This window comes from Variovorax sp. AC103 (assembly GCF_979254005.1).
Genome location: NZ_CEEDFC010000108.1, coordinates 1 through 236 on the forward strand (window position 1 = coordinate 1; position 236 = coordinate 236).

The 236-nt window shown below is 73.7% G+C and carries 1 protein-coding gene; it reads right to left on the reverse strand.

Annotation, left to right across the window (positions count from 1 at the left end; genetic code table 11):
- A partial coding sequence (locus tag AC0IYU_RS34995) for a carotenoid oxygenase family protein (RefSeq protein WP_472127003.1) occupies window positions 1-236 on the reverse strand: 236 nt, incomplete at both ends.

Sequence of the window (236 nt, forward strand, 5' to 3'; positions counted from 1 at the left end):
GTCGATCACGAAGCGATGCACCATGCCGTCGCCGTCGAACCAGGGGCGGTAGCGCTCGCCGCCCAGGTCGTGGCCCGCGGGCCCGATGCGAAACAGCGTGCCGGCCACCGCATCGGGGACGCGCCCGCGCACCGTGGCGCGGGTCAGCGGCAGGTCGCCCGGGGGCGTGGCGAAAGCGGTCTTCCATGGCGCGCCGGCGGCTTCGAACTGGGCCTGCCAGTTCTCAGTGCCTTCGG